The following is a 21,840-nucleotide window of genomic DNA, read 5'->3' as shown; positions in this document are numbered from 1 at the left end:
CGTTTAGATCAGGCCGAAGCGGTCGCCACCCGCATGGCGCGGCGGCCGCGCCACCAGCCGGCCAGCCGGAGGATGATCGCCAACACGACCAGCGCGATCGGCAGCCAGTAAAGCGGCATGTCCGGCGTGCGCTTGAGGTTGGTGAAGATGAACGACAGCGCGATATACCAAGCGCCGATCCAGTGCAGGATGCGCCAGTTGCGTGCACCCAGTGCCCGCACCGCGCCGTCGAACGACGTGGCCGCCATCAGGACAATGAACAGATAGGCCGAACTGCCGCTGATGATCGAGCCCATGGTGGTCATCTGGCCGAACAGTTCCGGATCGCGGATGGCGAAGGCGATGATGACGATGGCGTGCAGGCCATGCGAGGCGGCGAAGCTGACACCGAGATAGCGCCGGTTGCGCAGCAGCCAGCGGGTAAGCTCGCCGGGCCAGAATTTCACCAGCGCCGAGGCCATGAAGACCGGCAGGAACAGCACCAGCGAGGTGCGGGCCGTGACCCGGATCGCCAGGCGGATGCTGTCGGTGGAGTAATCACCGCTCCCGACAATGAGCAGAACCATAATGGTGAGCAGGGCGGATATCAGCCCGGTCAGTCGCCAGCCGTTGAGATACGGTTTCATGGAAGCTCTCCCTGCAAAGCCATGCGCCATCCTTCTCAGGCAATGGCGGGGGCGACAAGTGACGGCCGTTACAACCGGCTTCCGGTCACGGCCACGTGAAACCTGGCAACACTCAGGGTACGATGCAGTGCTGTGCGGTCAGCGCGGCTTGATGGCGATACCATTGGCGATCATCGCCATGGCGTCATCGACGACGGGACCAAGTGGTGTCTTGGTGTCCCACAGGCCGTAGCGCTTGCCGAGGAAATCGGCCATGCCCATCAGCATCCAGGCGCGGATTTCGGTGGCCTGCCGGCCGCCGCCGGGCGCGATCTCGTTGCGCTGCTCGGCTTCGTCCAGCACCTCGCAATAGCCGGCGACGAAATCGAGATAGTACTGGCGGTAGATCTTCGGATCGACGAACTGCGATACGTCGACCACCTGGTAGAGGTCAGGGTTGCGTCGCACGAATTCCAGGAAGGCAATCAGGCCCAGCCGTTCAGCCTCCATGCGGTTGCGCGCCCCGGCGATCGCCTCGGTCAGCTGGTGACGCAGGCTGCGGCCCATATGCAGCACCAGCTCGCGCAACACGTCTTCCTTGGTGCGGAAGTAGATGTAGAAGGTGCCTTGGGCGACGCCGGCCTCGGTGGTGATGGCGGCGATCGAGGTTTCGGCAAAGCCGTGTCGGCCGATCTCGCGCTTGGCGGCGTCGAGGATCTTCTGGCGGGTCTGCTCGCCGCGTCCGGTCTTAGGCCGGGGCAGGGCGCGTTTCTTCTGGGTCGCGGTCGCCATGGGCGCTGGTGTCATCTCCGGGAGGCGGCCGGCTTCTGCCGGCTGCGAACCGCCTTGACGGGCGGGTGGCCTGAGAGTACGAATACATGAAACATGAATCAACTGTCATGTTTGGGCCGCCCGGGTGGGTGCGGCCCGGCACTGGGGACCCCACTGGGACCACCCGGGCCGCCGCAGGCTCATCCATACTGTTTCAAGGGAGAGGAAACATGCAGCGCATCACCAAGACGGCCGGTCTGGCCGCTGTCCTGACGGCCAGTCTGGCGCTGTCGGCGCAGGCCGCCGACCTGAAGATTGCCCTGATCACCAGCAAGACCGGCCCGCTGGAGGCTTACGCCAAGCAGACCGAGACCGGCTTCATGATGGGCCTGGAATACATCACCAAGGGCACCATGACCTGGCAGGGTCGCAAGATTCAGGTGATCACCAAGGATGACCAACTCAAGCCCGATCTGGCCAAGTCGCTGCTGGAGCAGGCCTATGCCGACGACAACGTCGACATCGCAGTCGGCACCACCGGTTCGGGCGGCGCGCTGGCCATGCTGCCGGTCGCCGAGGAGCACAAGAAGATCCTGATCGTCGAGCCCGCCGTGGCCGATGCGATCACCGGCGAGAAGTGGAACCGCTATATCTTCCGCACCGGCCGCAACTCCTCGCAGGATGCGATTGCCGGCGCTGCCTCCTTCCCGGCGAGCGGCGAGGTGAGTGTTGCCACGCTGGCGCAGGACTACGCGTTCGGTCGTGACGGCGTGAAGGCGATGAAGGATGCGCTCGCGCAGATCCGTCCGAACGTCAAGATCGTGTTCGAGGAATATGCCCCGCAGCAGGCGACCGACTTCACCGCCTCGGCCCAGCGCATGTTTGACGCGTTGAAGGACAAGCCGGGCAAGCGCATCATCGCCGTCATCTGGGCCGGCCCGCACCCGTTGCCCAAGATCGCCGACCTGAAGCCGGAGCGTTTCAATATCGAGATCGCACCGGGCGGCAACATCCTGCCGGTGATGAAGGGCTACAAGCCCTATCCGGGCATGGAAGGCGCTGTTTATTATTACCATGACTTCCCGAAGAACCCGGTGAACGATTGGTTCGTGGCCGAGCACAAGAAGCGTAACAACGGCAATCCGCCGGACTTCTTCACCGCCGGCGGCTTCGCGGCTGCCTCCGCGGCGCTCACCGCGATCCAGAAGGCGGGCGGCTCCAACACCGAGAAGCTGATCGCCGCCATGGAAGGCATGGCCTTCGATACCCCGAAGGGCACCATGATCTTCCGCAAGGAAGACCATCAGGCGATGCAGCAGATGTATCACTTCAAGGTCAAGAAGGACGGCAAGGACGACAACGATCTTCTGGAATTGGTGCAGACCATCCAGGAATCGGCCATGCCGCTGCCGATCCGCAACAAGCGTTAAGTCACAACGGCCGGGGCAGGGGACTGCTCCGGCCGGTTTTCTTAGTCTGCTGAGATCATGTCCGTCACGCCCACGCTCGAGACCCGCGACCTGACCATCCGTTTTGGCGGCCATGTCGCCGTGAACGCGGTGAGCTGCGCCTTCCGGCCCGGTACGCTGACGGCCATCGTCGGCCCCAATGGCGCCGGCAAGACCACCTATTTCAATCTGATTTCGGGCCAGCTGAAATCCACCGCCGGGCAGGTGCTGCTCAATGGCGAGGATGTCACGGGCCTGAGCGCGTCCGCCCGCACCAAGAAGGGCATGGGGCGCGCGTTTCAGCTCACCAACCTGTTTCCGAACCTGACCGTGCGCGAAAATGTGCGCCTTGCCGTGCAAAGCCGTGCCGGTGCCGGGCTGCAACTCTTGCAGCTCTGGAGCCATCGCCGTGATCTGATCGACAAGGCCGATGCGCTGCTGGCTTCCGTACGCCTGCATGACAAGGGCGACGCCACGGCCGGCGCCTTGCCGCATGGCGACCAGCGCAAGCTGGAAGTCGCGCTGCTGCTGGCGCTGGAGCCCGACATTTTCATGTTCGACGAGCCGACCGCCGGCATGTCGGTCGACGAAGTGCCGGTGATCCTGGAGCTGATCCAGGGCATCAAGGCGCGCGGCGACAAGACCGTTCTGCTGGTCGAACACAAGATGGATGTGGTGCGTAGCCTGGCTGACCGCATCATCGTGCTGCATAACGGCCAACTGGTTGCCGATGGCGAGCCGGCGGCCGTGATTGCCTCGCCGGTGGTGCAGGAGGCCTATCTCGGCATTTCTCCGGAGCAGGCGGCATGAGCGACCTGCTGCGCCTGGACGGCGTTCATACCCATATCGCGCAGTATCATATCCTGCACGGTGTCGATCTGACCGTCCCGCGCGGCCAGCTCACCATGCTGCTCGGCCGCAATGGCGCGGGCAAGACGACGACCCTGCGTACCATCATGGGGTTGTGGCAGGCCAGCAAGGGCAAGGTCGTCTTCGACGGTGAGGACATCACGACGAAGCCGACGCCCGAGATCGCGCAGGGCGGCATCGCCTACGTTCCCGAGAATATGGGTATCTTTGCCGACCTCACGGTGCGCGAGAACATGATCTTGGCCGCGCGCAGCGGCGATATCGATGCGGCGCGGCTGAAATGGATATTCGGGCTGTTCCCGGCGCTGGAGAAATTCTGGCTGCTGGCAGCGGGGTCGCTGTCGGGCGGGCAGAAGCAGATGTTGGCGATTGCCCGCGCCATCGTGGAACCGCGCGCCCTGCTGCTGATCGATGAGCCGACCAAGGGGCTGGCGCCAGCGATCATCATGAACATGATCCAGGCCTTCAAAGAGCTGAAATCGACCGGCGCGACCATCCTGCTGGTCGAGCAGAATTTCCTCGCCGCCAAATTGCTGGGCGATCATGTCGCCGTAATGGATGACGGCCGCATCGTGCATAGCGGCGCAATGGCCGAACTGGCGGAAGACAAGACCCTGCAGCAGCGCCTGCTGGGCCTCAGCATGGATGCGCATCAATGAGCACTGTTGTTGTCACCGCCGAAACCGGCAGCCTGCCCAGGGTGAAGGTGGATATCCTGCCGGTGCTGCTGGTGCCGGCACTGATGCTGGTGGCGCTGCCCTTCGTCGGCAGTGTGTCGACCTGGGTGACGCTCACGGTGGCAGCCCTGGCGATGGGCATGATGATCTTCCTGATGGCCTCGGGGCTGACCTTGGTTTTCGGCCTGATGGACGTACTGAATTTCGGCCATGGCGTGTTCATTTCCTTCGGCGCCTATATGAGCCTGGTGGCACTGGGGCCGCTGGCCGCCTGGGTTGAGGCCGACAGCCTGCTGCTCAATCTTGGTGTTCTGCTGGCCTGCATTATCGTGGCCATGGTGGTGACTGGCGGTCTGGGCTGGGCGTTTGAGCGCGTGGTGATCCGGCCGGTCTACGGCCAGCATCTGAAGCAGATCCTGATCACCATGGGCGGTATGATCGTGGCTGAGCAGATGATCCATGTGCTCTGGGGCGCCAGCCCGATCCCGCTACGCCTGCCGACCGCGTTGCGCGGCGCCATCGTGATCGGCGATGCGGCCATGGAGAAATACCGAGTCATCGCCGTGGTGCTGGGCCTGACCGTCTTCGGCATCATGTACCTGATCCTGAACCGCACGAAAATCGGCTTGCTGATCCGCGCCGGCGTCGAGAATGCCGAGATGGTGGAAGCGCTGGGCTACAAGATCCGCCGGCTGTTTGTCGGCGTGTTCATCGCCGGCTCGGCGCTGGCCGGCCTGGGTGGCGTGCTCTGGGCCTTCTACCGCCAGACGCTGACCGCAGGCATGGGTATGGAAGTGAACGTGCTGATCTTCATCGTCATCATCATCGGTGGCCTGGGTTCGGTCGGCGGCTGCTTCACCGGCGCACTGCTGGTGGCGCTGGTCGCCAATTACACCGGATTCCTGGCGCCCAAGCTGGCGCTGGGCAGCAGCATCCTTCTCATGGTGCTGATCCTGCTGTGGCGGCCGCAGGGGCTTTATCCCGTGGCAAAGCGCTGAGAGAGGAGAGACCAATGCTGCATAGTCTTCTCTCCGGCGACTATCCGCGCTCGCGGCCGCTGGCCGCCGTGCTGGTGCTGATCCTGATCAGCCTGGCCTTCGCACCGTTCCTGTTCCCAGGCAGCCAGCCGCTCAATGTCGCGGCCAAGATCTGTGTCTTCATCATCCTGGTGGCGAGCTACGACCTGCTGCTCGGCTATACCGGCATCGTGTCGTTTGCCCATACCATGTTCTACGGCATCGGAGGTTATGGCGTGGCGATCGCCATGTACAACTTCGATGCCGGCTGGGGCGCGCTCGGCATCGGTATCGTGGTGGCGCTGGTGCTGGCCATGCTGCTGGCGCTGCTGATCGGGCTGTTCAGCCTTCGTGTCCGCGCAATCTTCTTTGCCATGATCACGCTGGCCGTCGCATCCGCCTTTGCGATCCTGGCCTCGCAGCTCAACGAGATTACGGGGGGAGAGGACGGCCGCAGCTACCGGATTCCGGAACTGCTGCGGCCGGCTTTCCGGCTGTTCGACGATCCGGTGCTGGGCGTCAACATCAACGGCCGTATCCTGACCTATTATCTGATCTTCTTCTCGGCGCTGGCCCTCTTCCTGCTGGCACTGCGGATGATGAACTCACCGTTTGGCCGCGTGCTGCAGGCGATCCGCGAGAATGATTTTCGCGCCGAGGCGCTGGGCTATCGCGTCGTGGTCTATCGCTCTATTGCCAACTGCGTTTCGGCTGGCATGGCTACGCTGGCCGGCGTACTGATGGCGCTGTGGCTGCGCTATACCGGGCCAGACACCACGCTCAGCTTCGCCATCATGATCGATATTCTTCTGATGGTGGTGATCGGCGGCATGGGCACGCTTTATGGCGCGGTGCTGGGCGCGACCATTTTCATCTTGGCGCAGAATTACCTGCAGGTGCTGATGGGGCAGTTCAGTACGGCCCTGGAAGCCGCTGGCGTGCCACTGCTGCCCAGCCTGTTTCATGCCGACCGCTGGCTGCTCTGGCTTGGCATCCTGTTCGTGCTCAGCGTCTACTTCTTCCCTGCCGGCATCGTCGGCAAACTACGGCAGTTGCGTCGATGATCCCTGAATCCCGCTACTTCACACTCGCCGGCCGCAGTGTTCATGTCCTCGACTGGGGCGCCAAGGATGCGCCGCCGGTCATTCTCTGGCATGGCTTCGCCCGCAACGCGCATGACTTCGACGATCTGGCCATGGCACTCGGTGATCGGTATCGCCTGATCGCGGTCGATACCATCGGGCGAGGGCTGAGCGCCTGGAGTCCGCAGCCGGATGCCGAATACAGCGTGCCCTTCTATGTGCGGCAGGCGGCCGAGCTGCTCGACCAGCTGCAGGTTTCCAGCGTGCGCTGGGTCGGCACTTCGATGGGCGGCCTGATCGGCATGCTGGCCGCTGCGACAGTGCTGAAAGACCGGATCAGCCACCTGGTGATCAACGATATCGGACCTGTGATAGCGCCGGCCGCCATCCAGCGAATCCTCGCCTATGCGGGTTCGCCGCCGGCCTTCGACACTTTGCCGGAGCTGGAACAGTATTTCCGCGACATCTATGCGCCTTTCGGCATTACCAGCGATGCCGGCTGGCGCAAGCTGGCCGAGACCTCGTCGCGCCGTCTGCCTGATGGTCGCCTGACGCCCAACTTTGACCCGCGCATCGCGGCGGTTTTCGGCCGTCAGGTCGCGGCGGCGCCGGGCGATGCCTGGCCGATCTATGAGCTGATCACGGCCCGCACGCTGCTGCTGCGCGGCGCGGTCTCTGACCTGCTCAGCGCCGATACGGCCGATGACATGACCCGCCGCGGCCCCAAGGCGCGTCGAATCGATATTCCTGGCATCGGCCATGCCCCGGCGCTGGACACTCCGGAGCAGATCGGCCTGATCGCGGCTTTTCTGGCGGAATAGCGGCAGTTGGCCGGGCCGGCGGCCCGCCCTATACTGAAGCCATGTCCAGCGCGCCCCACCAGCTTCATACCCATGCCCACGCGCATGGCCATGACCATGCCAGTTGCATTTCCGATGCGCTGGCCAAGGCGGAGGCCCATTGCGCCGCCCGGGGCGCCAAGCTGACGCCGGTGCGTCGGCGCGTGCTGGAACTGATCTGGCAAAGTCACAAGCCGGCCGGCGCCTATGATCTGCTGGCGCAGCTTGGCAGCGACGGCCAGAAGGCAGCGCCGCCCACCGTCTATCGCGCACTCGACTTCCTCGTCGAGCAGGGCCTGGTGCACCGTGTCGAAAGCCTGAATGCCTTCATCGGCTGCACCGAGCCGGGCCATGCCGTTCAGCAGGAAATCTTCATCTGCCGCAAATGCGGCACGGCGATCGAGATCAACGATCCCGAACTGGGCAGCCGCATCCAGCAGGATGCCCGCGCGCTCGGTTTCCAGGTCGAACGCCAGACCATTGAAGTGGTTGGCGTTTGTCGCGACTGCCGCGCTTTGTAAGCGGCGTACACAGACTGCGTCCCTCAATTGTCATTTTGCCGTGCCCTGAATCCGGCGTAGCCTGATCGCAATCGGCGGTCATGCCGGGGGAAACAGATTGAAACCGGCATGCCGTCACCCTTGCAGAGGAGGGTGCCATGGCACTTGCGACCAGTCTGCGGCAGTTTCTCGACCGTCACGACATTCCCTATGACATTGTCTTTCATCGCCGCGCGGCCACCATGCAGGAAGCCGCGCATGCGGCCGGGGTTCCGGAATCCTGTGTCGTGAAAGCCGTGCTGGTGGAAGACGATGACGGTTTCATGCTGGCGGCCGTGCCGGCCTCCTGCGACGTGGCATTGCACAAGCTTTCGCGCGCCGTGAAACGGCCGGTAGGCCTGGCCAGCGAACGCGATATCGGCACCCTGTTCAAGGATTGCGCCAAGGGCGCCCTGCCGCCGCTGGGCAGCGCCTATGGCGTGGAGGTGGTGATCGATCGCAGCCTGGATGCCGTGGATGATCTCTATTTCGAAGGCGGCGATCACTGCACGCTGGTGCATGTGCGCTCCAAGGATTTCCGGCGGCTGATGCCGGAAGCACGGCACGCGCGAATCAGCGTCGAGCACTGATCCAGAATCAGAAAGGCCCGCAGTTGTCTGCGGGCCCTCCCTCCGTCTCCCTGTAAACAGGATTAGTGCTTCTGCTTCTGGCGGTCGCCGTCGATCTCGCCGGGCTTGCGGCCCGGTTTCACGACGCGGCCATCGCCGTCGGTGTCCTTGCCGATGAAGCTGTCGCTCTTGTGCTGGCGGCTGCCATCGACCTCTCCGGCGACATGGCCTGGCTGCACGACACGGCCGTCGTTATCGGTATCGCGGCCCACATCGCTCTGGCCGGATTTCGGCGGCATGCGGGTCTGCTGCGGCGAAGGCTGAGGTGTCTTGTTGGGCATGAGAATCTCCCTTTCTGGTTATGAAGGGAAAACCCATGCGCAGCGATGATGTTCCGTTTTTAATTACGGTTGGGCTTCGCTTGAATCAGCCGAATTTCGGCGGCCTTTTCTCGAAGAAGGCGGTCATCGCCTCGCGCGCCTCGGCCGATTGCAGCTGGGCGCGGAAATGCACGCCCTCGGCCGCCATCTGGCCGGCGATGTCGCCGCGGCTTTTGCGCAGCAGCTCCTTGGTCAGCTTCATCGCGGTCGGCGGCTTGGCCGCCAGCTTCTGCGCCACCTTGGTCGCCTCGGCCAGCAACGTGTCGTCGGGGAAGATCGCATTGGCGATGCCGTAGTCTTTCGCCGTTGCGGCCGTGAAGGGTTCGCCCAGCATCACCAGCTCGGCGGCGCGGTGATAGCCGACCATGGCCGGCAGCAGCAGTGACGAGGCAGCCTCGGGCACCAGCGCCAGGTTGACAAAGGGGAAGGACAGCTTGGCGCTTTCGCCCACATAGACCAAGTCGCAATGCAGCAGCATGGTCGAGCCGACGCCGACCGCGACGCCGGAGACGGCGGCAACCATCGGCTTGGACAGCGTGCTGATCGCGCGCAGGAAGCGGAAGACCGGGCTGCCGTCACCCTGTGGAGGATTGTTCAGGAAGTCCTGCAGGTCGTTGCCGGCCGTGAAAGCGCCGCCATTGCCGGCGAAAAGCACGACCCGCACGGCGCTGTCGGTCTCGGCCTTTTCCAGCGCATCCGCCATGATGGCGTACATGGCGGCGGTGAGCGCATTCTTCTTGTCGGGCCGGTTGAAGGTGATGGTCAGGATGCCATCGGCCTGTGCGGTCAGGATGTCCGTCATTGTGTTCGCTCCCTAGTCGGCGAACAGCAGGATGGCATAGTCCCCGATCTCGGTGAAGCCTAACGCTAGGTAAGCCGTCAGCGCCGCGGCATTGTCGGCTGCCGTGAACAATACGGCATTGTGGATGCCATCGCGGCGCGCCTGATCCAGTGCGCCGGCGACAACCGCGCGCGCATAGCCGCGGCTGCGGCATTCCGGCGGAGTCCAGACATTGCCGATCTGCACGGTATCGGACAGCCGGGCATTGAAGCTGCAGCCTGAAACCGGGCGGCCATTGTCGAACAGAATGAACTGGCTCTTTTCCGCAATCCAGCGTGCGGCTTCTGCCGCACTGGCCTCGGCCAGCGCTTTTGACGGCGTAGCGCCCAGGCTTTCCTGCGTATAGGCAGTTCGCCATTGCTGGACCATGTCCAGATCATCCGTTGTGGCAAGCCGGCAGAGCAGATTTTGCCCCTGCAGCAGCGGGGCCGGTATCTTGAGGTTGGCCAGCGTCAGCGTCATCAGCACTTCACGCGAACGGAGTCTGTGATGGGCCGCGTCCAGGCCCAGCGCTTCCTGGGCGTCCAGGGCCTGCTGCCAGGGGCCGAGAATGCCGGCAAGCCGCCGGCCGTCTGTCGCCATTGTGGCAAGCTGGGCGGCATGACGCGGCGCGTAGACGATCAGCATGCCGTTCCAGTAACGGGCAGCCACGCCGACGATGCGGTCGCCTTCGAATGCGGCGGCGTAACGACCCTGATAGGGCTCCGTACCGTCAACAATGCCACTGCGATTCAGGTTGGCCTGCAGGATCATGGTCGATGCAGTATGCGCGCGCAGGAATGTTTCAAGTTGGGGCTGGTCATGCGGAACCAGCAGGCGGATGTTCGACATGATGGATTATCCTTGTGTCTTGTTCAGGCGGTCAAAACCGGCCTTCATGTCGTCCATCAGGTCGCCCACATCTTCCAGCCCGATATGCAGGCGCAACAGCGGGCCATGGTCGCGCCAGGGTTCGGCCGAGCGGATGCCATGCGGCTTGGCCACGGTGACCAGGCTCTCGAAGCCACCCCAGGAATAGCCGATGCCGAAGAGTTCGAGGTGGTCGACGAAGGCGGCGACCGCTTCATCGGAGTATTTCTTCTGCAGTTCGATCGAGAACAGGCCGCAGGCGCCGAGGAAGTCGCGCTTCCAAATCTGATGACCCGGATCCTGGGGCAGGGCGGGATGCAGCACGCAGGTCACTTCCGTCCGGCTGCGCAGCCAGTCGGCCACCGCGATGCCGCTTTCCATATGACGCGCCAGCCGCACCGCCATGGTGCGCAGGCCACGCAGGCCGAGGAAAACCTCATCGGGTCCGGCATTGGCGCCAATGGCGCGCGCGGTCTCGCGCAGGTCGGGCCAGCTTTCCTTGGTGGCGACGACGATGCCGAGCATCGCATCGGAATGGCCGACGATGTATTTGGTCGCCGCATGTACCGACAGGTCGACGCCGTGGCTGAAGCTCTTGAAGTACAGCGGCGTGCCCCAGGTATTGTCGATTGCCACCTTGGCACCGTGCTTGTGCGCGATGTCGCAGATCGCCGGCACGTCCTGCATCTCGAAGGTTAGCGAGCCCGGAGATTCCAGGAAGACCAGTGTGGTGTTGGCGCGGAGCAGCGCCTTCAGCCCCGCGGTATCCTGCATCGGCCGATAGTATTCGGTTTCGACGCCCATGCGCTTGAGCACGGTGTCGCAGAAATGCCGAGTTGGGCCGTAGATGTTGTCCGAGACCAGGATGTGGTCGCCGCTTTTAACCACGCTCAGGATTGCGCCGGAGCAGGCGGCGGCACCCGAGGGATACCCCATGGCGCGATAGCCGCCTTCCAGTTCGGCCACCGTATTTTCGAAGGCGTAGGTCAGCGGCGTGCCGATGCGACCATAGGAGGTAACCTGCTCGTCACGCGCGCGCGCGGCATAGACATCGGCCAGCGCCTTGAGGTTCGGCTGCAGGATGGTGGAGGCGCGATAGACGGGGATATTGACCGCGCCATGATGGCCGTCGGGATCGCGGCCGAGCGCGGAAAGCTTGGTTTCGTCTTTCATGTCGGAACTCCAGTCTGGACCCCGACTATCGCAAAGGCCGGCGCGGCTGGAAAGCCGCACCGGCCCGGATATGGACTGAGAAATCCTGATGTCTCGATTTAAAAACCGGCGAGCACCAGTTTGCCGCGGGTGCGACCGCTTTCCACCATGCCGTGAGCCTTGCGCAGGGTGGCTGCATTGATCGGGCCCAGGACCTCGGCCAGCGTGGTGCGCAGCGTGCCGGCATCGACCAGGCGGGAGACCTCGGCCAGCAGCTCATGCTGCGCCACGATGTCGGGTGTCTGGAACATCGAACGCGTGAACATGAACTCCCAGTGCACGCTGACGCTCTTGCGTTTGAACACCGAGATATCCAGTCCCTTGGGATCGTCGATCAGGCCGAATTTACCCTGCGGCGCGATCATCTCGGCGAAGGCGGCGACATGCTGCATCGTCTCGGTGGTCGAGAAGATGTAGTCGATGCCGCTGCCGAAGCCCGCGGCCTTCACCTGCTCTGGCATCGGTTTGCCATGGTCGATCACGTGATGCGCGCCGAGTTCCTTCACCCAGTTCTGGGTTTCCGGTCGCGAGGCGGTGGCCAGCACGGTCAGGCCTGTGAGCTGGCGGGCCAGCTGCACAGCGATCGAACCGACGCCACCAGCGCCGCCCAGAATGAGCAGGCTTTTGCCTTCGCCTTTGCGGATGCCGAAGCGGTCGAACAGCATCTCCCAGGCGGTGATGGCGGTCAGCGGCAGGGCGGCGGCGGCGGGGAAGTCGAGCGAGGTCGGTTTGGGCCCGACGATGCGTTCGTCGACGAGATGGAATTCCGCATTGGTGCCGCTGCGGGTCAGGTCGCCGGCATAGAAGACGGCATCGCCCGGCTTGAACAGCTTTGCCTCGGGACCGACGGCTTCCACCACGCCGGCGGCATCGAAGCCCAGCACGCGGGCGGCGCCTTCGGCCGGCGCCATGTTCCGCCGCACCTTGGTGTCGACCGGGTTCACCGATACCGCCAGCACTTTCACCAGCAGGTCGCGGCCAGCCGGCTGGGGCTTGTCGAGGGAGATATCGAGCAGGGCTTCGGCGTGGTCGGCGGGGTGAGAGGCCTTGTAGGCGACGGCTTTCATGATGGACTCCGGAAGAGGGTAAAGGCGGACAGGATGAACTATGGCGCAGTCTTATTCATATGAGAAATTGATAGTTGCTATTTTTATCATTCGTTTTAATTATTGATCCATGCGCTATCCCGATCTCGATCTCGATGCCCTGCGATCCTTCGTGGCGATTGCCGAAGCCGGCGGCTTCACGGCGGCCGGGGACCTGCTGGGCCGCAGCCAGGCCGCCATGTCGATCAAGATCAAGAAGCTGGAGGAGTCACTGGGCCGCCGGGTGTTTGAACGCACGAGCCGCTCGCTCAGCCTCACGCGCGACGGCGAGGTGCTGCTGGATTACGCCCGCCGCCTGCTGGAACTCAACGACGAGACCGTGCGCCACTTCGCCGAACCCAATGCAGCCGGTGAAATCCGCCTCGGCGTGGTCGAGTATTTCGTGCCGAACCACCTGCCCGAGGTGCTGAGCCGCTTCGCCCGCGTCTATCCGCGCATCCATATCGACGTGAAGGTCGGCATGAGCAGCAGCGTGATAGATGCGCTGGACAGCGGTCAGCTCGATATGGTGATCGCCAAGCGCGACGAGGGCGAGACGCGTGGCCGCGTCATGTGGCGCGAGAACCTGCAATGGGTCTGCGCGCCGCAGTTTCCGCTGGACCTTTCCGCACCATTGCCGTTCTGCGCGCTGCCGCCGCCCTGCATTTTCCGCAGCCGTGGGCTGGAAGCGCTCAAAGCCGCCGGTCATGCCTGGCGTGTGGTCTATACCAGCGAAAGCGGCATGGGCGTTCTCGCAGCCGCGCGCGCCGGCCTGGGGATCGCCGTGATGGGCGAGGGCAGTCTCACGCCCGAGTTGCGCCGCCTGCAACCGGAAGACGGTTTCCCGGCGCTGGGCAGCGTCGAGCATGCGGTGTTTGGCGAGGGCGGCAGCCAGCGCGAACTCAAGGCCGCTCTGGTCGGCTTCATCGAAGATAGCCTGCGGGCCTTGGCGGGGACCCGTCAGGCGGCCTAACCTGTCTCATCGTTTTTCCGATGAGAGTGCCCCATGACCCGCGCTGCAGCTATCAAGGCCGCCACTGCCTATCTGGACGAGGGCGGCTTCGCCGCCGATCTCGCCCGTCGCGTCGCCATCCCGACCGAAAGCCAGAACCCGGATCGCGCCAGCGCGCTCGGCGACTATGTTGAGAAGGAGATGCGCGCCAGTCTCGAGGCGCTCGGCTTTGAATGCAGCGTACATCCCAATCCCTCGCCGAAGGGCGGGCCATTCCTGGTGGCGATCCGCCGCGAGGCGGGCGCGACCAAGACGCTGTTCTCCTACGGCCATGGCGATGTGATCCGCGGCCAGGAAGCGCAATGGCGTGACGGCCTCAATCCCTGGGTGCTCAAACAGGAAGGCGAGCGGCTGTATGGCCGCGGCACGGCGGATAACAAGGGCCAGCACACGGTCAACATCGCGGCCATGGCGGCGGTGCTGAAGGCGCGTGGTGGCAAGCTCGGCTTCAATGTCGTCCTGCTGATCGAGACCGGCGAGGAAGTCGGTTCGCCCGGCCTCGATGCATTTTGCAAATCCCAGAAAGACGCCTGGAAGGCCAATCTGTTTCTGGCGTCCGATGGTCCGCGCCTGTCGCCGGAACGGCCGACGCTCTATTGCGGGGCGCGCGGCGCGCTGAACTTCGACCTCACCATTGACCTGCGCAAGGGCGCGCATCATTCGGGCAACTGGGGCGGTCTGCTCGCGGATCCCGGTATTATCCTGGCGCATGCCATTGCGAGTATCGCCAGCCCGACCGGCCAGATCCGCATTCCTGAATGGGTGCCGAGCGAATTGCCGGCCAATGTGAAACGCGCGCTGGCCGATTGCGAAGTCAGCGGCGGCAATGATGGCCCGCAGATCGACACCTGGTGGGGCGAGCCGGGCCTGACGCCGGCCGAGCGCGTCTATGGCTGGTGCAGCTTCGACGTGCTGGCCTTCAAGACCGGCAACCCGGAATTCCCCGTCAACGCCATTCCGGGCACGGCATCCGCGCATTGCCAGATTCGCTTTGTCGTCGGGCCGGATTCCTCGCAGTTCCTGCCGGCGCTGCGCCGTCATCTGGACCGGCACGGTTTTCCGCAGGTGCAGGTGGCGCAGGCGCGCGCCGAGATATTCCAGGCGACGCGCCTCGATCCCGACCATCCCTATGTGAATTTCGCGCTGGCTTCGGTGGAGAAGACCATGGGCAAGCGCCCGGCGCTGCTGCCCAACCTGGGCGGCTCGCTGCCCAACGAAGTCTTCGCCGAGACGCTGGGCCTGCCCACCGTGTGGATGCCGCACTCCTATGCAGCCTGCTCGCAGCATGCGCCCAACGAGCACATCCTGCTGCCCGTGATGCGGGAAGGGCTGCAGATGATGGCCGGCCTGTTGTGGGATCTGGGCGAGGCGGATGCCGCCGTTCTGCCGTCGTAACGCGTGATTCTGGAGTCCGCGCTCAGCCTTGGCGGCCTGTTCGCCTGGTCGCTGCTGGCTGCCACGCTGGTGCCGCTGTCTTCGGAGGCAGCCTTGGCGGCGGCGCATGCCGCCGCCGTCGCACCACCCTTAGTTTTGTTTGTCGTTGCGACAAGCGGGAATGTGCTGGGTGCCCTGATCAATTGGTCACTGGGTGTGTGGTGCCTGCGCTTTAAGCACAAACGCTGGTTTCCGATCAGCCCTGTGCAGTTGCAAAAGGCCCAGGCCCGGTTCCAGCGCTGGGGTGGTATAACCCTGCTTTTCTCATGGATTCCAGTGGTCGGCGATCCACTCACCTTCGCCGCTGGAGCCCTGCGATACCCTCTGGCCCGATTTTTGATAGCAGTCACTGTTGGAAAGGCAGCCCGTTACGCCATGGTTCTGTGGATAACGGATGTTGCCTTGCCGGTTTTTTTGGCGTCATGATGATCGGGACTTGGCGCTGAGTAAACCGCAGTGCCCTCGTCGTAAAACAGGGAAAAGGCTAACTTCAATGACACTTCTGAAATCGATCACGGCTGCGGCCGTTCTGGCGTTCGTCGCGCAGGGAGCGCAGGCGGGTGCCACTTTTGACGCCGTCAAGGCCAAGGGCTTCGTGCAATGCGGCATGAACGGCAGCGTCGGCGGCTTCGGCGCGCCGGACGCCAAGGGCGAAATGAAAGGCATCGACGTCGACCTCTGCAAGGCGGTTGCCGCCGCGATGTTTGGCGATGCCACCAAGGTGAAGTTCACTCCGCTGACCGCGCAGCAGCGCTTCACCGCCCTGCAGTCGGGCGAAGTCGACCTGCTCTCGCGCAACACCACGCAGACCCTGTCGCGCGATGCCTCGCTGGGCCTGATCGGCGCCGGCGTGAACTACTACGACGGCCAGGGCTTCATCGTGACGAAGAAGCTGGGCGTCAAGAGCGCCAAGGAACTGAATGGCGCCACCGTCTGCGTGCAGCCGGGCACCACCACCGAACTGAACCTGGCCGATTACTTCCGCGCCAACCGCATCACCTTCAAGCCGGTTGTGATCGAGAAGCTGGACGAAGTGGTTGCCGCCTATTCGGCCGGCCGCTGCGACTCCTACACCACGGATATCTCGGGCCTTGCCTCCACCCGTGCGACCCAGCTGCCGAACCCGGATGACCATATCATCCTGCCGGAAGTCATCTCCAAGGAGCCGCTCGGCCCGCTGGTCCGTCAGGGCGACGACACCTGGCTGGTCATGGTCCGCTGGACTCTCAATGCGATGATCGAGGCCGAGGAATATGGCATCACGTCGGCGAATGTCGATGAGATGCTGAAGAGCGACAACCCGAACATCAAGCGCATCCTCGGCGTCACCGCCGGCGGCGGCAAGGCGCTCGGCGTTGACGAGAAGTGGGCCTACAACATCATCAAGCAGGTTGGTAACTATGGTGAAAGCTTCGAGCGCAATGTCGGCAAGGGCAGCGCGCTGAAGCTCGACCGTGGCGTGAATGAACAGTGGACCAAGGGTGGCCTGCTGTACGCCTGGCCGATCCGCTAAGGGTTCAGGGGCGGGCGGAGTCGCGGGCAGTGCGCCCGGGATTCCGTCCGTCCCCTGCATAATATGTGATCTTCTACAGACGGTACGGCGAGCCGCCCTGTGGATAACTGTGGTTATGTTGCCGGTTTTTGGGGCGTCATGATATTTAGGCAGGGTGTCCGGACCCCCCATAAACGCTCTGGCCACAGGCAGTACCTAGTCAAAACGAGAAGGACTAACCCAATGAAACTTTTGCAAACAGCCGTCGCCGCGGCTGCCCTGATGTTCATCGCGCAGGGTGCCCAGGCGGGCGCCAGCTTTGACGCGGTGAAGGCCAAGGGCTTCGTGCAGTGCGGTGTCCATACCGGCCTGGGCGGTTTCTCCGCGCCTGACGCGCAGGGCAACTGGAAGGGCCTTGATGTCGACATGTGCAAGGCGGTTGCCGCCGCGATGTTCGGCGACGCCACCAAGGTGAAGTACACCCCCGTCACCACCCAGCAGCGCTTCACCGCCCTGCAGTCGGGTGAAATCGACCTGCTCGCGCGCAACACGACGCAGACCCTGAGCCGCGACGGCTCGCTGGGCCTGATCGGCGCCGGCATCAACTATTATGACGGCCAGGGCTTCATCGTGACGAAGAAGCTGGGCGTCAAGAGCGCCAAGGAACTGAACGGCGCCACCGTCTGCGTGCAGCCGGGCACCACCACTGAACTGAACCTGGCCGACTACTTCCGCGCCAACAAGATCACGTTCAAGCCGGTTGTGATCGAGAAGCTGGACGAGCTGGTGGGGGCCTATTCCTCTGGCCGTTGCGACGCCTTCACCACCGACAAGTCGCAGCTCGCCGCGATCCGCTCGACGCAGCTGCCGAACGGCGATGACCACGTCATCCTGCCCGAGACGATCTCCAAGGAGCCGCTTGGCCCGATGGTGCGTCAGGGCGACGATGCCTGGCTGGTCGTCGTGCGCTGGGCGCTGAATGCGATGATCGAGGCCGAGGAATACGGCATCACCTCGAAGAATGTCGACGAGATGCTGAAGAGCGACAACCCGAACATCAAGCGTATCCTCGGTGTGACTCCGGGTGCCGGCAAGGCGCTGGGCGTCGACGAGAAGTGGGCCTACAACATCATCAAGCAGGTAGGCAATTACGGCGAAAGCTTCGAGCGGAACGTGGGCAAGGAAAGCCCGCTGAAGCTCGATCGCGGCGTGAACGAGCAGTGGTCGAAGGGCGGCGCTTTGTACGCCTGGCCGATCCGTTAAGTCCGTGATGACGACCGGCGGCGAAACAGGGCGCCGCCGGTCACTCATCCCGGGTTGTGTTTTACAAGTCTAGCCATGGGGGGCACATGGCCAATGGTAAGCTAACCGGCGCGCAAGCCGCGCCGAAACGTCGACTGAGCTGGAACGATCCCGACGTCCGCTCCGTCGTTTATCAGGTGGTGGCGATCGGTCTGGTCGTCGCCGTCGGCTGGTTCCTGATTTCGAACACGCTGCACAACCTGGCGGTTCGCAATATCTCCACCGGCTTCCATTTCCTCCAGCGCGAGGCGGGTTTCGCCATCGGCGAATCGCCGATTGCCTACGGGCCGGAAAACACCTATGCCCGCGCCATCCTGGTCGGCCTGCTGAACACCCTGCGCATCGCGGTGGTCGGCATCATCCTGGCCACCATCATCGGCACCGTCATCGGCATTGCGCGCCTGTCGAAAAACTGGCTGATCGCCAAGCTCTCGATGATCTATGTCGAGGTGATCCGCAACGTGCCGCTGCTGCTGCAGCTGTTCTTCTGGTACGCGATCATCACGGAATCGATGCCCGGGCCGCGCGACTCGCTCAAGCCGATGCCCGGCGTCTTCATCTCCAACCGCGGCATCAAGATTCCGTCGCCGACCGACCATGTCGCCTTCGACCTGGCGGCCGGCGGCTTCTTCCTGGCGCTGATCCTGATCGGCGTCGTGGTGCATTTCGCCAAGAAGCGGCAGGACGCCACCGGCAAGGCCTTCCCGGTCTACCGCACCGCCATTGCCATGCTGATCGGCCTGCCGTTCCTGGGCTGGCTGTTCGGCGGTGCGCCGATGGAACTGGATGTGCCCAGGCTGCAGGGCTTCAACTTTGTTGGCGGCTCGACGCTGACTCCGGAATTCGCGGCCCTGTTGTTCGGCCTCGTGCTTTACACCGCCGGCTTCATCGCCGAGGTGGTGCGCGCCGGCATCCAGGCGGTGAATTACGGCCAGTGGGAGGCGGCGGGGGCACTGGGCCTGAGCCGCAGCCAGACGCTGCGGCTGATCGTGCTGCCGCAGTCGCTGCGCGTGATCATTCCGCCGATGACCAGCCAGTATCTGAATCTGACCAAGAACAGCTCGCTGGCTGTGGCGATCGGCTATCCCGATATCGTCTCAGTCGCCAACACGACGCTGAACCAGACCGGTCAGGCCATTGAAGGCATCATGATCATCATGGCCGTCTATCTCAGCATCAGCCTGTCGATCTCGGTCTTCATGAACTGGTACAACAAACACATAGCGCTGGTGGAGCGGTAAGATGAGCACAGCTTCCGAAACCATGGCGCCGCCGACCAGCACCACCGGGCCGATTGCCTGGATACGCGACCGGCTGTTCTCCTCGCCGCTGAACGCGATCCTGACTGTTCTGGCGGCGACGATCCTGATCTTCTCCTTGCCGCCCTTCGTCGAATGGGCGCTGATCAAGGCGAGCTTCACGGCCTCCACCTCGCAGGAATGCCGCGCCGGCGGCGGTGCCTGCTGGGCCTTCATCGGGCAGAAATACCGCCTGATGCTGTTCGGCCTGTATCCCTATGACGAGCAGTGGCGGCCGCTGATCGCCGCCATCATGCTGATCTGCATGATCGTCATGAGCTGCATGCAGCGCTTCTGGAATAAGAGCCTGCTGTACATCTGGATCGGTGGCCTCGTTTCCGTTGCCGTCCTGATGTGGGGCGGCATCCTGGGTCTGCGCTATGTCGAGGACACGCTTTGGGGCGGCCTGCCGCTGACCCTGATCCTGTCAACCTTCGGCATCGCCATCGCATTCCCCTTCGGCCTGATGCTGGCGCTTGGGCGTCGGTCCAAGATGCCGGCGATCAAGACCATCTGCGTGCTCTACATCGAACTGATCCGCGGCGTGCCGCTGATCTCGATGCTGTTCATGTCCTCGGTCATGCTGCCGCTGTTCCTGCCTGAGGGCTTCAGCATCGACAAGCTGCTGCGGGCTCAGATCGCCATCATCCTGTTCGCCGCCGCCTATCTGGCGGAGGTGGTGCGCGGCGGCCTGCAGGCGATCCCCAAGGGTCAGTATGAAGGGGCGGACTCGCTGGGTCTCAGCTTCTATCAGAAGTCCCGCCTTATCATCTTGCCGCAGGCGCTCAAGATCGTGATCCCGCCGCTGGTCAGCCTGTTTATCGCGGTATTCAAGGACACCTCGCTGGTGGTGATCATCGGCATCTATGACCTGATGCAGTCGACCAAGGTGTCGCTCACCGATCCCGCCTGGCGCGGCTTCTCGATCGAGGCCTACATCTTCGTCTCTCTCATCTATTTCGTCTTTTGCTACTCGATGTCCAAGTACAGCCGGAAGCTCGAAGAGCGCCTGGCCACTGGACACAAGCGCTGAAGGAACCGTTGAACATGGCTGCTCCCGTTATCGAACTGCAGAGCGTCAACAAGTGGTATGGCGAATTCCACGTGTTGCGGAACATCAACCTGAACGTCAAGAAGGGCGAGCGTATCGTCATCTGCGGGCCGTCCGGCTCCGGCAAGTCGACGATGATCCGCTGCATCAATCGCCTGGAAGAGCATCAGAAGGGCCATATCATCGTCGATGGTACCGAGCTGACCAATGACCTGAAGAACATCGACGCCATCCGCCGCGAAGTGGGCATGGTGTTCCAGCACTTCAATCTCTTCCCGCATCTCACCGTGCTTGAGAACCTGACGCTCGGCCCGATCTGGGTGTTGCGCCAGCCTAAGGCGGAAGCGGAAGCCACGGCGATGAAGTATCTCAGCCGCGTGCGCATCCCCGAACAGGCCGGTAAGTATCCGGGGCAGCTCTCCGGTGGCCAGCAGCAGCGCGTCGCCATCGCGCGCTCGCTCTGCATGAACCCCAAGATCATGCTGTTCGATGAGCCGACCTCGGCGCTCGATCCGGAAATGGTCAAGGAAGTGCTCGACGTCATGGTCGGCCTGGCCCAGGACGGCGGCATGACCATGCTCTGCGTGACCCATGAGATGGGTTTCGCGCGCAAGGTGGCCGATCGCGTCATCTTCATGGATCGTGGCGAGATCATCGAGCAGAACACGCCTGATGAATTCTTCTCCAATCCGCAGAACGAACGCACCAAGCTGTTCCTCAGTCAGATCCTGCATTGAGCGCTGGGACGTAACTGTCCCGTTTACATGAACAGGGCAGAGCGGTGTCGACGTAAGCGCGGCCCATACCCGTCTTTGACATTCGGGTGATGGCGCCGCGCTTCGTTATTTGGATCGCTGGAACCCGTGATAGGCTTCTCTCCATAATAAAAAGGGAGGAGCATCATGCGTCGTATTGCCCTTGGTCTGCTTGCCGCTCTGGCCGCCATTATCGCGGGCCCCACCATCGCCCAACTACCCACCACTCAGTTGCCCGCTGTCGATCCCGTCGATCAGTATCGCCTGATCGGCCCGTCCGGCCGCAGCGACAACCGCTGCATCGGTCAGACCGATACGCCGGTCTGCGCCGTTGAGACTCTGCTGGCCTGCTTTGCCCGCCGCGATACGGATCTGTGCCGCAAGGTCTGGTCGTTCGGTCCGGTCGGCCTGGGCTTCGAGGGCACCGAGCATCTCGGCTACTGGTGGAGCTACCGCATTACTGGCATAGAAACGCCGGGCCGGGATGAAGCCGTTATCGCCGTCGCCGGCCGCAACTGCGGCTTCCAGATGGAGCAGCCCGACTGCTTCACCACGCCGGCGCCGCCCACGCGCTATCACCTGCGCCGCACCGACGGCCAGTGGAAGGTGTTGGACTGGCAGTCGCAACCGGGCGACCCGACACCGCTGCAGCGATAGACGGAACTGCCGTTTACCACGATCCGTTATACTCTGGCCTGCCTGACCGCATCCCA

The 21,840-nt window shown here is 63.4% G+C and carries 24 protein-coding genes; 17 read left to right on the top strand and 7 right to left on the bottom strand.

Features of this window, described 5'->3' with window-relative positions:
• Positions 1–8 precede the first annotated feature (8 nt).
• Both AC1RRT_RS20345 and AC1RRT_RS20340 read right to left on the bottom strand, forming a co-directional pair.
• Positions 9–626 (bottom strand): ferric reductase-like transmembrane domain-containing protein, encoded by a 618-nt coding sequence (locus tag AC1RRT_RS20345; RefSeq protein ID WP_493015810.1) that lies wholly within the window; start codon positions 624–626, stop codon positions 9–11.
• A gap of 138 nt (positions 627–764) precedes the next feature.
• Entirely contained in the window at positions 765–1,397 is a 633-nt protein-coding gene (locus AC1RRT_RS20340; RefSeq protein ID WP_493015809.1) for a TetR/AcrR family transcriptional regulator, read from the bottom strand.
• A 209-nt stretch (positions 1,398–1,606) separates the two neighbouring features.
• On the opposite strand from AC1RRT_RS20340, the gene AC1RRT_RS20335 reads away from it, so the two are divergent.
• From AC1RRT_RS20335 to AC1RRT_RS20300, 8 genes are all read left to right on the top strand, one after another.
• A complete protein-coding gene (locus tag AC1RRT_RS20335; RefSeq protein ID WP_493015808.1) occupies positions 1,607–2,806 on the top strand; it encodes a substrate-binding domain-containing protein in 1,200 nt (399 codons plus the stop codon).
• Between the two features lie 57 nt (positions 2,807–2,863).
• The gene (locus AC1RRT_RS20330; RefSeq protein ID WP_493015807.1) at positions 2,864–3,634 is read left to right on the top strand and encodes an ABC transporter ATP-binding protein; all 771 of its coding nucleotides are present in this window, start codon (positions 2,864–2,866) and stop codon (positions 3,632–3,634) included.
• Positions 3,631–4,353: an ABC transporter ATP-binding protein gene (locus AC1RRT_RS20325; RefSeq protein WP_493015806.1), complete on the top strand. Its 723-nt coding sequence runs from the start codon at positions 3,631–3,633 to the stop codon at positions 4,351–4,353. Before AC1RRT_RS20330 ends, AC1RRT_RS20325 begins: the two co-directional genes overlap by 4 nt.
• A complete protein-coding gene (locus AC1RRT_RS20320) occupies positions 4,350–5,369 on the top strand; it encodes a branched-chain amino acid ABC transporter permease (RefSeq protein ID WP_493015805.1) in 1,020 nt (339 codons plus the stop codon). The genes AC1RRT_RS20325 and AC1RRT_RS20320 overlap by 4 nt, the downstream gene beginning before the upstream one ends.
• Positions 5,370–5,383: 14 nt before the next feature.
• Complete coding sequence (locus tag AC1RRT_RS20315; RefSeq protein ID WP_493015804.1) at positions 5,384–6,451, top strand: branched-chain amino acid ABC transporter permease; 1,068 nt, start codon at positions 5,384–5,386, stop codon at positions 6,449–6,451.
• The gene (locus AC1RRT_RS20310; protein ID WP_493015803.1) at positions 6,448–7,290 is read left to right on the top strand and encodes an alpha/beta fold hydrolase; all 843 of its coding nucleotides are present in this window, start codon (positions 6,448–6,450) and stop codon (positions 7,288–7,290) included. Before AC1RRT_RS20315 ends, AC1RRT_RS20310 begins: the two co-directional genes overlap by 4 nt.
• A 41-nt stretch (positions 7,291–7,331) precedes the next feature.
• Positions 7,332–7,829, top strand: coding sequence for a Fur family transcriptional regulator (locus tag AC1RRT_RS20305; RefSeq protein ID WP_493015802.1), 498 nt, complete (start codon positions 7,332–7,334; stop codon positions 7,827–7,829).
• A gap of 137 nt (positions 7,830–7,966) precedes the next feature.
• Complete coding sequence (locus tag AC1RRT_RS20300) at positions 7,967–8,437, top strand: aminoacyl-tRNA deacylase (protein ID WP_493015801.1); 471 nt, start codon at positions 7,967–7,969, stop codon at positions 8,435–8,437.
• A gap of 62 nt (positions 8,438–8,499) precedes the next feature.
• Here the strand turns inward: AC1RRT_RS20300 and AC1RRT_RS20295 are convergent, their stop codons facing one another.
• From AC1RRT_RS20295 to AC1RRT_RS20275, 5 genes are all read right to left on the bottom strand, one after another.
• Complete coding sequence (locus AC1RRT_RS20295) at positions 8,500–8,757, bottom strand: hypothetical protein (protein WP_493015800.1); 258 nt, start codon at positions 8,755–8,757, stop codon at positions 8,500–8,502.
• Between the two features lie 85 nt (positions 8,758–8,842).
• Positions 8,843–9,598 carry an enoyl-CoA hydratase gene (locus AC1RRT_RS20290; protein ID WP_493015799.1) on the bottom strand — a complete coding sequence of 252 codons (756 nt, stop codon included), beginning with the start codon at positions 9,596–9,598 and terminating at the stop codon, positions 8,843–8,845.
• A gap of 12 nt (positions 9,599–9,610) precedes the next feature.
• Positions 9,611–10,468 (bottom strand): GNAT family N-acetyltransferase, encoded by an 858-nt coding sequence (locus AC1RRT_RS20285; protein WP_493015798.1) that lies wholly within the window; start codon positions 10,466–10,468, stop codon positions 9,611–9,613.
• A 6-nt stretch (positions 10,469–10,474) separates the two neighbouring features.
• Positions 10,475–11,659 (bottom strand): cystathionine beta-lyase, encoded by a 1,185-nt coding sequence (gene metC / locus AC1RRT_RS20280; RefSeq protein ID WP_493015797.1) that lies wholly within the window; start codon positions 11,657–11,659, stop codon positions 10,475–10,477.
• Between the two features lie 98 nt (positions 11,660–11,757).
• On the bottom strand, positions 11,758–12,765 hold the full coding sequence (locus tag AC1RRT_RS20275; protein ID WP_493015796.1) for a zinc-binding alcohol dehydrogenase family protein: 1,008 nt from the start codon (positions 12,763–12,765) through the stop codon (positions 11,758–11,760).
• 109 nt (positions 12,766–12,874) lie between these two features.
• Between AC1RRT_RS20275 and AC1RRT_RS20270 the strand changes: the two genes are divergently transcribed.
• The 9 genes from AC1RRT_RS20270 to AC1RRT_RS20230 all read left to right on the top strand — a co-directional run bounded on the left by AC1RRT_RS20270 (position 12,875) and on the right by AC1RRT_RS20230 (position 21,784).
• On the top strand, positions 12,875–13,756 hold the full coding sequence (locus AC1RRT_RS20270) for a LysR substrate-binding domain-containing protein (protein ID WP_493015795.1): 882 nt from the start codon (positions 12,875–12,877) through the stop codon (positions 13,754–13,756).
• 33 nt (positions 13,757–13,789) lie between these two features.
• On the top strand, positions 13,790–15,190 hold the full coding sequence (locus tag AC1RRT_RS20265) for a M20 family metallopeptidase (RefSeq protein ID WP_493015794.1): 1,401 nt from the start codon (positions 13,790–13,792) through the stop codon (positions 15,188–15,190).
• A 3-nt stretch (positions 15,191–15,193) separates the two neighbouring features.
• Positions 15,194–15,655: a YqaA family protein gene (locus tag AC1RRT_RS20260; protein ID WP_493015793.1), complete on the top strand. Its 462-nt coding sequence runs from the start codon at positions 15,194–15,196 to the stop codon at positions 15,653–15,655.
• A 67-nt stretch (positions 15,656–15,722) separates the two neighbouring features.
• The gene (locus AC1RRT_RS20255; RefSeq protein WP_493015792.1) at positions 15,723–16,742 is read left to right on the top strand and encodes an amino acid ABC transporter substrate-binding protein; all 1,020 of its coding nucleotides are present in this window, start codon (positions 15,723–15,725) and stop codon (positions 16,740–16,742) included.
• Between the two features lie 222 nt (positions 16,743–16,964).
• Positions 16,965–17,984, top strand: a complete 1,020-nt coding sequence (locus AC1RRT_RS20250; protein ID WP_493015791.1) for an amino acid ABC transporter substrate-binding protein — start codon at positions 16,965–16,967, stop codon at positions 17,982–17,984.
• Between the two features lie 86 nt (positions 17,985–18,070).
• A complete protein-coding gene (locus AC1RRT_RS20245) occupies positions 18,071–19,264 on the top strand; it encodes an amino acid ABC transporter permease (RefSeq protein WP_493015790.1) in 1,194 nt (397 codons plus the stop codon).
• Position 19,265: 1 nt separating this feature from the next.
• Positions 19,266–20,354: an amino acid ABC transporter permease gene (locus AC1RRT_RS20240; RefSeq protein ID WP_493015789.1), complete on the top strand. Its 1,089-nt coding sequence runs from the start codon at positions 19,266–19,268 to the stop codon at positions 20,352–20,354.
• A gap of 14 nt (positions 20,355–20,368) precedes the next feature.
• Complete coding sequence (locus tag AC1RRT_RS20235; RefSeq protein WP_493015788.1) at positions 20,369–21,109, top strand: amino acid ABC transporter ATP-binding protein; 741 nt, start codon at positions 20,369–20,371, stop codon at positions 21,107–21,109.
• Positions 21,110–21,274: 165 nt separating this feature from the next.
• Positions 21,275–21,784: a hypothetical protein gene (locus AC1RRT_RS20230; RefSeq protein ID WP_493015787.1), complete on the top strand. Its 510-nt coding sequence runs from the start codon at positions 21,275–21,277 to the stop codon at positions 21,782–21,784.
• The last annotated feature ends 56 nt before the right edge of the window (positions 21,785–21,840 follow it).

Source organism: Ferrovibrio sp. GW821-FHT12B10 (genome assembly GCF_058807515.1).
Note: the sequence above shows the minus strand (reverse complement) of the source record. Positions and strands in the feature narration are given on the sequence as shown.